Annotated in this window: 7 protein-coding genes and 1 pseudogene; 4 read left to right on the top strand and 4 right to left on the bottom strand. The window is 65.7% G+C overall.

What is annotated here, in order from left to right; genetic code table 11:
- Positions 1 to 132 precede the first annotated feature (132 nt).
- On the bottom strand, positions 133 to 1,701 hold the full coding sequence (locus ACIGKQ_RS11135) for an NCS1 family nucleobase:cation symporter-1 (RefSeq protein ID WP_396573638.1): 1,569 nt from the start codon (positions 1,699 to 1,701) through the stop codon (positions 133 to 135).
- Positions 1,702 to 1,987: 286 nt separating this feature from the next.
- Here ACIGKQ_RS11135 and ACIGKQ_RS11130 point away from each other — a divergent pair.
- From ACIGKQ_RS11130 to ACIGKQ_RS11115, 4 genes and pseudogenes are all read left to right on the top strand, one after another.
- A pseudogene (locus tag ACIGKQ_RS11130) lies at positions 1,988 to 2,674 on the top strand (pyridoxal-dependent decarboxylase); the annotation flags it as partial.
- A 69-nt stretch (positions 2,675 to 2,743) separates the two neighbouring features.
- The gene (locus ACIGKQ_RS11125) at positions 2,744 to 3,265 is read left to right on the top strand and encodes a hypothetical protein (RefSeq protein ID WP_235725539.1); all 522 of its coding nucleotides are present in this window, start codon (positions 2,744 to 2,746) and stop codon (positions 3,263 to 3,265) included.
- A 102-nt stretch (positions 3,266 to 3,367) separates the two neighbouring features.
- Positions 3,368 to 4,384, top strand: a complete 1,017-nt coding sequence (locus ACIGKQ_RS11120) for a helix-turn-helix domain-containing protein (protein WP_235725541.1) — start codon at positions 3,368 to 3,370, stop codon at positions 4,382 to 4,384.
- A 49-nt stretch (positions 4,385 to 4,433) separates the two neighbouring features.
- Positions 4,434 to 5,558 carry a helix-turn-helix domain-containing protein gene (locus tag ACIGKQ_RS11115; RefSeq protein WP_235725542.1) on the top strand — a complete coding sequence of 375 codons (1,125 nt, stop codon included), beginning with the start codon at positions 4,434 to 4,436 and terminating at the stop codon, positions 5,556 to 5,558.
- A gap of 49 nt (positions 5,559 to 5,607) precedes the next feature.
- On the opposite strand, the gene ACIGKQ_RS11110 is transcribed toward ACIGKQ_RS11115, so the two are convergent.
- From ACIGKQ_RS11110 to ACIGKQ_RS11100, 3 genes are read right to left on the bottom strand one after another with little or no spacing between them, the layout of a single operon-like run.
- Positions 5,608 to 6,315 carry a GntR family transcriptional regulator gene (locus ACIGKQ_RS11110; protein ID WP_372475343.1) on the bottom strand — a complete coding sequence of 236 codons (708 nt, stop codon included), beginning with the start codon at positions 6,313 to 6,315 and terminating at the stop codon, positions 5,608 to 5,610.
- A complete protein-coding gene (locus tag ACIGKQ_RS11105; RefSeq protein WP_235725546.1) occupies positions 6,312 to 8,285 on the bottom strand; it encodes a prolyl oligopeptidase family serine peptidase in 1,974 nt (657 codons plus the stop codon). The genes ACIGKQ_RS11110 and ACIGKQ_RS11105 overlap by 4 nt, the downstream gene beginning before the upstream one ends.
- Complete coding sequence (locus ACIGKQ_RS11100) at positions 8,282 to 10,081, bottom strand: N-acetylglutaminylglutamine amidotransferase (RefSeq protein WP_328712839.1); 1,800 nt, start codon at positions 10,079 to 10,081, stop codon at positions 8,282 to 8,284. Before ACIGKQ_RS11100 ends, ACIGKQ_RS11105 begins: the two co-directional genes overlap by 4 nt.
- Positions 10,082 to 10,094 lie beyond the last annotated feature (13 nt).

The following is a 10,094-nucleotide window of genomic DNA, read 5'->3' as shown; positions in this document are numbered from 1 at the left end:
CGGTGGGGTGGCCCCCCCCCCCCCCCGGCCGGGGGGGGCCCCCCCCCCCCCCCCGCGGGCCCCCCCCCCCCCCCCCCCCCCCCGCCGCGGTGTTGGGATTGATGACGCAGATGCGCATCGTGGGTCGTACTCCTAGAGGGCCGACGGCTCGAGCTTGCCGTCTTTCGCGGTGGAGAGCACCGGCGGCTCTTCGCCGGTGTCGTAGATGAAGCTCTTGGGCGCGAAGGTCATGCCCAGCCAGTAGACGACCGCCCCGGCCGCGGCGCCCATGAACCAGGTGAAGCTGGCCTGATACGCGGTGCCCCAGATGACGAAGCTGATCGGCAGGATGGACGCGACGACGACCGAGATGATCGCCACCGGGTTCCATCCGTTGCGGTAGGAGTAGGACTTGCCGGGGTCCATGCTGAAGAGGTCGTCGACTTCGATCTTCTGTTTCTTGATGAGATAGAAGTCGACGATCAGGATGCCGAACAGCGGGCCGATCACCGCTCCCAGGGTGTCCATCGTGTAACGAATTGCCGTCGGGTTGTTGAACAGGTTCCAGGGGGTGATCAGGACCGACCCGACTGCGGCGATCATGCCGCCGGTGCGCCAGGAGATCTTGGTGGGGGCCACATTCGAGAAGTCGAAGGCGGGCGAGACGAAGTTGGCCACGATGTTGATTCCGATCGTGGCGATGGCGAAGGTCAGCACACCCAGGACCGCGGCGGTGGTGTTGTCGATCCGGTCGACGATGTGCACGGGATCGGTGATGATGTTGCCGTCGTCGTCACGGCCGATCACGGTGGCGCCCGCCGAGACGGTGCACACAACCAGGATCGAGAAGAACAGGAAGTTGACCGGCAGACCCCAGAAGTTGCCCTTCTTGACCTCGCTGAACGTCTTGCCGTAGCGAGAGAAGTCACCGAAGTTCAGCATGGGCCCGGAGAAGTAGGAGACCACCAGTGCGATGGCGCTGATCATCTGGGTGACCGACGACCAGCCGGACAGACCGGGGCCGGTCGACAGATCGAAACTCACATTGTCCCAACCCGCCTCGACGATCAGGTAAGCCGCGAGCGCGATCATCACCACATAGACGGCCGGACCGCAGAAGTCGATGAATTTGCGGATGGTGTCCATTCCGTTCCAGAACACGAACGCCTGCAGAATCCACATCAAGATGAAGCCGGCCCAGCCGAGAATGCTCAGACCCAGGAAGCCATGCTGATCGACATCACCCCAGGGTTCCAGGCCCGGCCAGAACTTGAGCGCGAGCAGACCGAATGCGACCGATGCCAGATATGTCTGAATTCCGTACCAGACCACCGCGATACATCCGCGGATGATGGCCGGTATGTTGGCGCCCTTGACCCCGAACGAGACGCGTGTGGTGACCGGGTAGGGGACCCCGGCGAGTTGCGACGGTTTCGCGACGAGGTTGCACAGGACATTGACGATGACGATGCCGACCACCAGGGCGACGAGCACCTGCCAGGCAGCGATTCCCAACGCGAACAGACTGCCGGCGAAGACATATCCACCGACACTGTGCACATCCGACATCCAGAAGGCAAAGATGTTGTACCAGGTCCACTTCTGTGCTTTCAGTGGCGCGAGGTCGGAATTGGTGAGGTTCTGGTGATACCCGAGTTTGATGACGCTCTCACCGGCCGCGCTTTCATGCGCGGTCACGGTGTCGGCAGATGGTGCTGACATGTGCAATCTCCCTGATGGTGACCGTCAGCGCGGGTCGGGGATGCGCTGATGAGTAAGAAGTTAGGAACGCATTGTTACCCGGCAATTAACGAAGGGATATATTTTCTCCGGTTGGTCCGGCTCTGCCGGAGTGAGGTTCCATGGAGCCTTCCGCTACCGTCCGTAGTCGCGATCTGTGCCGCTCAAAGCGAAATTGTGTGCCACAACGGCGCCGTCCCAACTGGTGGCGACCGTCGTCGATGAGCAAGTCCGTGCCATGCCGACGGCCAATTTGTTCCGACGGTGACTCGACATCAAGATCCACGTCGACGGTGCCTCGGGCGCCATGATCGCACCGTTCTGCCAGCCCGAACTCGAGTGGGACTTCCGTGTGCCACGGGTGGTGTCGATCAACACCTCCGGCCACAAGTACGGGCTGGTCTATCCCGGCCTGGGGTGGATCATCTGGCGCGACAAGGCGGCGCTGCCGGAGAGCATGATCTTTCACTGCAGCTACCTGGGTGGCGACATGCCCACCCTGGCGTTGAACTTCTCCCGCCCCGGTGCGCAGGCGCTGCTGCAGTACTACCAGTTCCTGCGGCTGGGCCGGGAAGGATATCGCCAGGTGCAGCAAGGCTCCCTCGACGTCGCGCAGTACCTGTCGTCCGCGATCGCCGAGATCGGCCCCTTCGAACTGGTCAGCAAAGGCGACACCATCCCGGTCTTCGCGTGGAAGTTGAAGGCCGACCACACCGACAAGTGGACGCTGTATGACCTCTCGGATCGGCTGCGGATGAAGGGGTGGCTGGTGCCGGCCTATCCGATGGCCGACGATCTCGCGGACCTGACCCTGCAGCGCATCGTCGTTCGGGCCGGCCTGAGCCGCGACCTGGCCGATGCACTGTTGCGCGATCTCGAAAGTGAGGTCGCGTTCCTGGACAATCTCTCGGCGCCGATGCCGAGCGAGGGGACCGGGTCACACTTTCATCACTGAGCTGGACGTCGGCGCGACCCGGAGCCTGTCCCGGTCGCGCCGACGACTCTTCGACGGAGGAGACCGCCGATGCATCCTCGACACCGCTGCCGACCCCGGGCGACGCGGTTCTTCACCGGTGCCGCGTTCATCCAACTCGTCACCAGCGGGCCGGTCACCGTGGCGGTCGGATATGCGCCGGGAACGATGGTCCGGGCCCAGTGGCTGGCGGCAGCGACTCAGTTCGTCGGGACTTTGCTGTTCAACGTCAGCACCGGGGCGGCGCTCGCCGCGCACTCGATTGCCGCGCAGAAGCATTTGGTGTGGACCCCGAACGCGGAGGGTTCGGTGGCGTTCCTCATCAGCGGGTTCTTCGTGCTGATCGCCTACTCGCACACCGACCGGGCCTGGGCACCGCGCAAGCGCGACTGGTGGTCGGGTCAGATCAACATGTTGGGCTGCATCGCTTTCGGGGTGTCGGCGGTCGGCGCCTACATAACCACGAACGGCGTCACCGTGGACGCAGTGCTGGCGAACCTCGGTACGTTCATCGGCGCGATCTGCTTCTTTGTCGCGTCCGCAATCGTGCTGCCGGAGGCGGACGACACATGACCGATGTCGCCGCAGAACAGGACCAAAGTCCATGTCTGTGTCCACGTCGCGATGGGAGGATCAGACGTCGGTCGGGGACCCGTGAGAAAGGCCGCATGTGACGTGACGGGCTCTGGACTCGACCCAGCGGTCGTCGATCGTTGGCGCCGACTGAACGGACCAGCACACGAATTGGGGAGTCTGCGTTCCCGCCAGGTCCGTACTCGCGGTCGGCACGGCATCGACGCCTATGCCGATCTCGTCGAACTGGAAGCCGACGATCCCGACGAGTTCGAGCAGTTGGCCCTGTGGCGTCCGTTCTCGAAGATCATCGCCTTCAGCATTCTGCAGACGGCCGCGCGGACACGACGTACCAGCGCACGGATTCGTGAGTATCCATCGAACTTTCTGATCGTGGCGTGTCAGACGATCGGACGCACCACCGGGGACGCCAACGGCCACCGGGTGTCGGCCGAACCCGGTCAGATGTCGATCACCGATAGCCGACGGCCGTATGACCTGCGCACCCACGGGGTGACCGATGCCACCGGGATCTGGGTGCCCACAGAGCTGATGGGCGCCGAGATCGCGGGTGGCGCAACAGTATCGCCGATCGCACCCGACACGGTGCTGAGCCGGTCGTGCGCTTCGCTGGTCGTCCGGTTGGCCCGCGATGCCGCCTTCGGTGGCGCCGACATCGACCTCGACACCGAACTCGCGGCCATCGAAGTCGTGCGCGCGACGCTCGAACAGGAGCACGCCGGTGACGATCTACGCGGCAATCCGCTGTTCTTGCGGGAGGCGGTCATCGACCTGATCGAGCGCAACTTCCGCGACCCGGATTTCGGGGTGGACGCCATCGCCCGCCACCTTCACATCAGCAAACGACACCTCTACCGCGGGCTCGAGGGACAGGGACTCTCGCTGCCGGAGATGATCGCCGATCGTCGGCTGGACTGGGCGTGTACGTTGCTTGCGCAACCCGCACGGGTCCGACTCGACGGGGTCGCGCAGGCGGCGGGGTTCACCTCCGCGGCCACCCTGCGCAACAGATTTCGGGCGAAGTTCGGCGTCGGTCCCGCGACATATCGGCGACAGCTGCAGTCAGGTGCACTCGACGGTGGCGAGGTGGATCGATGACCCAGGGGTGTACCGATGACCGGGGCGTACCGATGACCGGGGCGTACAGATGACCGAGGTCTGCGCGGGACCGCGTGGCCACATCGTGCCCGTCGGCTCGCTTCCGCCGTACTTCGCGGATTCGGGCGCCCTCGGGGTGGCACAGCCATCAGGAATTGACCGCGATCGGGTGGATCGCTGGCGATCGGCAGCAGGAGCAGACGATCCCGGTGTGACGATTCGCCGTTTCCGGGGCCGCCGCGGTCTGGCTGAGTTCCTGGGTCCGCTGCGGGTCGTATCGAGGAGTGCCGACGGCTTCGAGGCACTGGTCAGAGTCCATCAGGTGGGTGCGATCACCATTGTCGACGCGCTCGCGATGCCGTGTTCGGTGATTCGCTCGCGGCGTGAAGTCGACCCGGCCGTGGATGCCGAACTCGTGTTGCTGATCACGTCCGCCCCGGGCCGGTTGTCGCTGGCCGGGCGACCCGAGGAAGATTTTCGGGCCGGGCAGCTCATCATTCTCAGCACCGCGGAGCCGGCGACGATGACGGTGGACGACATCTGCGAGACTGTCCAGCTCACGGTGAAGGCCTCCGTGCTCGGTCGGGATGTCGTGCAGGCGTTGCGCCGGTCGCGCCCGGTCTCGCCGGACACGGCACTGGTTCGGGCCGCGACCACTTTTCTCCGACGGTTCGGACAGACCGCAGCAGCAGGGACATCGACCGAGGCCACCGATGTCCTCGCCCAAAGCGCAGCCGTCGGGCTACTGAGATCGGTTCTGGCGCAGCAGGCCTACCGCACGCACAGCGTAGACGACACGAGCCGATCGGTTCGTGAACGCACCCTGCAACTGGTGGAACGACGCTTCGCCGACCCGGACTTCGCGGTGGCGGATGTGGCCCGCGAGCTGCACGTGAGCCGGCGTCAGCTGTATCGCCACTTCGCCGATTCCGGCGAATCGTTGGCGGCGGTTATCGCCGAGCGACGACTCGAGGAGGTGCGGATCCTGCTTGACGCACGGCCGGAGTTGCGCCTCACCGACGTCGCGGCCCGGTCGGGCTTCTCGTCGTCGGCGACGATGCGCAACCGTTTTCGCGCAGCGTTCGGCGTGACGCCGACCGAATACCGGGCCGGGCACACCATCGCAGGTGCCCCGGCCGGCCGTTTCGGTCCCGGCGAGGTGGCCGACCTCTGAGGCTCTCGCCCACCAGCGTCCCGGAGTGATTCAGTCGCCGCCCTGACGGTCACCCGTCGTGGCGGACGTCCAGCGACGCGGCGGTCTCGATGACCGCACTCTCCAGACGCCGATGATGTGTTTGCGCCACCTCCAGCACTGCTTCGGTGTCGCCGGCGACGAACCCCTCGAGCATGTTCGCGTGATCGGTGTTGAGTGCTTCCTGGACGGTGGTGCCCACCGAGCGCATCACCTGGAAGGGCTCGGTGAGATTCCAGGTCGCCTCGAACATGTTGAGCAGACGCGGCATCGCGCACGGTGCGGTCAACTCGCGATGGAACTCGCGCGAGATGTCGTGGAAGGCCTTGCGATCGCTGTATTTGACCGCGGTGACCAGTTCGTCGTGATGGCGTCGGGCACGCTCGATGCCGGCGGCGTCTATACGCGACACGGCTTGTGCCAGTGCAGCCTGCTCGAGAGTGCCCCGCACGAAGTAGATCTCGCGCAGCTCGTCGATGGACAGCTGGCTCACGCGATATCCGGCGTTGCGCTGATGTACCACGAGGCCCTCACCCACCAAGGTCTTGAGGGCCTCGCGCACCGGGATCGGACTCACCTGGAAGGCGTCGGCGAGCTCGCCGGGCGGGAGTTGGATGCCCGGTGGCGCGCCGCCGGACAGGATCAGCCGACGCAGCTCTTCGAGGACGTTCGCACGCGCACTGTCCGAACGGGTTTCGACGAGTTGTGCGATCAGCCGTTCGGTCATCCGGGAGGTCATCGGCGGGCTCCGGTGGCGCGCGAGGGATGTGCGTGAATCCATCCGGCCACGGCTTCGGTGAGGATCTGTTGGTTGTGCCGTTTGACGATCTCGTGCCCTTCGTCGTTGAACAGCAACAGCTCGGCGACCGCGCCGCGCGCACGCAGCTCGTCGACCATCTGTTGGGATTCACTGACCGGGACGTTGGTGTCGTGCGCCCCGTGGATGACCAGCAGGGGTGCGCGGACGTCGTCGATCCGGTGGATCGGGGAGAGGTCGGCGAGCAGTTCGCGGTCGGACTCGGGGTGCCCGTACTTGGTGTAGGCGGCCACCGCGATCCACGGTTCGGTGTTGCGGAAGAACGACTCCAGATCACTCATGCCGCAAATCGCGATCCCGGCGGCGAACATGTCGGGATGAAAGGTCAGACACGCCAGGGTGAGATAGCCACCGTAACTGCGTCCCGCGCAGTACACCGCGTCGGGATCGGCGATGCCGTGGTCGATCAGATATTCGGCACAGTCTGCCGCGTCGTCGATGCCGGCGTAGCGCCCGTAACGGTCGTCGGCGTGAGAGAACAGTCGGCCGTAGCCCGACGATCCGCGCACGTTGGGGGCAAACACGGTGATGCCGGCGTCGACGAGCGGTCCGAACAGGAAGTTGTACTCGGGCCGGGTCTGGCCCTCGGGACCGCCGTGGAAGTACACCAGCGTCGGACCGGGGCCCGATCCGTCGTTCGGTGTTGCCCGAAACAGCCATCCGGACAGAGGCATACCGTCCCGTGCGGAGAACTGCACGAGTTCGGGCCGCAACGCGGCCGACGGTCCGTCGCCGGCGACCACGTCGTCGCGGACCGCAACCACATCGCGGCTGATCGTGTTGATCAGGTGGACGAGTGGAGAGCGCTGCGGGCTGGAGACGGTGACCGCGACGAGTTTGCCGGCGGCGCTGATGGACAGCTCGTGCGCCACCTCGCCGGGCAATCGGATCGGTTCGTGCAGCGTCTGATCGGGCAGGGTGAGGATCTGAAGTTCACTGCGGCCGGCATGATTCCACAGGAGCGCGACGGTGGACTGGTCATGCGACACGGCGAACTCGTCGACGCCGACGTCCGGCCGTTGGGCCAACACCCGGAACCGCACCCCGCGATCGGCCACTTCCACGCCGAGCAGACGCGGGAATTTGGCGTCGAAGTCGCTGACTACCAACGCCTGCACACTGTCGAGATCGCGTTGTTCGTCCTGCGGCGGACCCACGAACACCAGGGACGGATGGTCGAAACCCTGATCGAGGATGTAGCCCTGATCGGTGACCGAGCCGGGATCGTTCGGCAGCAGCGGCGTCATGGCGATGGCGTCCTCGACGGTGTCGATCCGGCGACGGATGAGGACGATGTCGCGATACCCCCGGGGGCCGACCCGCACGAGTGTTGCGCCCTTCCACGAGTCGATGAGGGCCCCGCCGACGCGGACGTCGAGGGTCATCGTCGTGCCCGTGCCGGGGTGCACCCGCAGACTGTGGGCGGTGCCATCGGGTTCGGTGGCGGTGATCAGCACCCAATCGGTGTCCCAGCCGACCAGCGACACCGTTCCGAACGAGCGTCCGTCAGGCCTGGTGGCGCCGACCCGATAGGCGGTGTCGTCCTCGGCGTCGGTGGTGACCACCCACACCTGGTGATGCTCGCCGCCGCTGGGGGCGATCTCCACGGCCAGCCAGCGGCTGTCGGTGGAGTGGATCACCCGGCGCACCGGGCCGTTGGCACGAAGTCGCACCCAGCGGAGTTCGCCGACGCCGTCGGTGGACAACGACCGCTGGGCCGCGCGTGGATAGCCGTCGCCGTCGTCGACGATGTAGGCGAAAGCCGACCCGTCCGGAGAGACCGATGCGCCATAGGTGTGCCAGCCCCGGTCGTCGAACCGGACCCGACTGGTCGGTGCGGTGGCCCGCGGGTCGATGGTGGGGCCCGACGCGAACGGCTCGCGAGCGGTCATCGAGCGGTGATCGCTTCCATACTCTGCAACCACATCTCCAGCAGCGCGACCTGCCAGAGTTCGTTGCCGTCGAGGGTGGTACGGATTCCGTTGGGGTCGGCGAAGAGTCGGTCGAGGGCCGCCGGCCGGTACAGACCGCGGTCCACCGCCGCGCTCGACCGCAGCGTGTCGGTGACCAGGTCGAGCAGTCCGCCGTCGAGATGGCGGATTCCCGGTACCGGGAAATAGCCCTTGGTGCGGTCGATCACCGCAGCGGGCAGCAGGGATCGGCTGGCCTGCTTCAGAACTCCCTTTCCGCCGTGGGCCAGCTTGAGGTCGGGCGGACAGGTCGCGGCCAGCTCCACGAACTCGTGATCGAGGAACGGCACTCGGGCCTCCAGACCCCACGCCATAGTCATCGTGTCGACGCGCTTGACCGGGTCGTCGACCAGCATCACGGTGGTGTCGAGCCGCAGTGCGGCGTCGACGGCCGTACGCGCGCCCGGCGCGGACTGGTGGGCCAGCGCGAACTCCCAACTCGGGTCGTAGTCGGCGTCAACGTGATAGCGCTCGTCGAGGATGTCCAGGACAGCGCGATGGCCGCGGTCGAAGAATGCGTTGGCGTAGGCCTTGGTGGTGTCGGAGCGTGGGGTGTCACGCAAAGGTGGATACCAGGAGTATCCGCCCAGGATCTCGTCGGCGCCCTGCCCGGATTGCACCACCTTGATCGACTTGCTGACCTCCTCGGAGAGCAGGTAGAAGGCAACACAATCGTGGCTGACCATCGGCTCGCCCATCGCGGCGACGGTGTCGGGGACCGCCGGCAGCAGGCGGTCGGTGCCGATGTGGATCTTGTGGTGATCGGTGGCGAAGGTGTCGGCGATCAGATCGGAGTAGGCGTACTCGTCGCCGGATTCTCCTCCGGCCGAATCGAACCCGATGCTGAAGGTGGCCAGATCGTGTTGCCCCTGCTCGGCCAGCAGCGCCACCACCAGCGAGGAGTCGACCCCTCCGGACAGCAGGACGCCCACCGGGACGTCGGCGACCATGCGGCGCCGGACCGACGTGCGCAGCGACTCCAGGATCTCGTGCTGCCAGCGCCGTTCGTCCCAGTCGGCTCGATCCGGATGCGGTTCGAAACTCGGTTCCCAGTAGCGTCGTTCGGTGCTGCGCCCGTCCGGTGTGATGGTGCGCACCGTGGCCGGAGGCAGTTTCCGGATGCCGTTGTAGATGGTGTGTGGTGCGGGCACCACCGCGTGGAAGCTGAAGTAATGATGGAGTGCGACCCGGTCGATCGAGGTATCGACATCACCGGCACGTAACAGCGCTTGCACCGACGAGGCGAACCGGAGCCGTCCGGGGGTCTCGGCGATGTAGAGCGGCTTGATGCCGAGGCGGTCGCGCGCCAGGGTCACCGTGCCGCTGTCGGTGTCGACGACGGCGAAGGCGAACATTCCGATGAGATGGTCGACGCAGTCGGGGCCCCACGCATGGAAGGCCTTGAGGATCACCTCGCTGTCGGCATGGGAGAAGAAGCGGTAGCCCTTGGCCTCGAGTTCGCCGCGTAGTTCGCGATGGTTGTAGATACAGCCGTTGAACACCAGTGCCAGGGCCAGTTCCGGGTCGACCATCGGCTGGCCGCCGCGTTCGGTGAGGTCGATGATCTTCAACCGCCGATGGCCCAGTGCAACCGAGCCCTTGGCGAACACGCCGGAGCCGTCGGGGCCGCGTCGGGTCATCTCGCAGGTCATCGCGTCAACCGCCGAGATGTCCGGAGAAGTTGCGTCGAACCGGATCTCACCACATACGCCGCACATTTCTGAGTCCTCT

Origin of the sequence: Gordonia sp. NPDC062954, assembly GCF_044543825.1 — a bacterium.
GTDB classification, from domain to species: Bacteria; Actinomycetota; Actinomycetes; order Mycobacteriales; family Mycobacteriaceae; genus Gordonia; species Gordonia tangerina.
Note: the sequence above shows the minus strand (reverse complement) of the source record. Positions and strands in the feature narration are given on the sequence as shown.

What these genes read in the sequence shown, in the direction of transcription:
- ACIGKQ_RS11135 (WP_396573638.1), bottom strand. Translation starts at nt 1,701, where the DNA reads ATGTCAGCACCATCTGCCGACACCGTGACCGCGCATGAAAGCGCGGCC.
- ACIGKQ_RS11125 (WP_235725539.1), top strand. Translation starts at nt 2,744, where the DNA reads ATGCATCCTCGACACCGCTGCCGACCCCGGGCGACGCGGTTCTTCACC.
- ACIGKQ_RS11115 (WP_235725542.1), top strand. Translation starts at nt 4,434, where the DNA reads ATGACCGAGGTCTGCGCGGGACCGCGTGGCCACATCGTGCCCGTCGGC.
- ACIGKQ_RS11110 (WP_372475343.1), bottom strand. Translation starts at nt 6,315, where the DNA reads ATGACCTCCCGGATGACCGAACGGCTGATCGCACAACTCGTCGAAACC.
- ACIGKQ_RS11105 (WP_235725546.1), bottom strand. Translation starts at nt 8,285, where the DNA reads ATGACCGCTCGCGAGCCGTTCGCGTCGGGCCCCACCATCGACCCGCGG.
- ACIGKQ_RS11100 (WP_328712839.1), bottom strand. Translation starts at nt 10,081, where the DNA reads ATGTGCGGCGTATGTGGTGAGATCCGGTTCGACGCAACTTCTCCGGAC.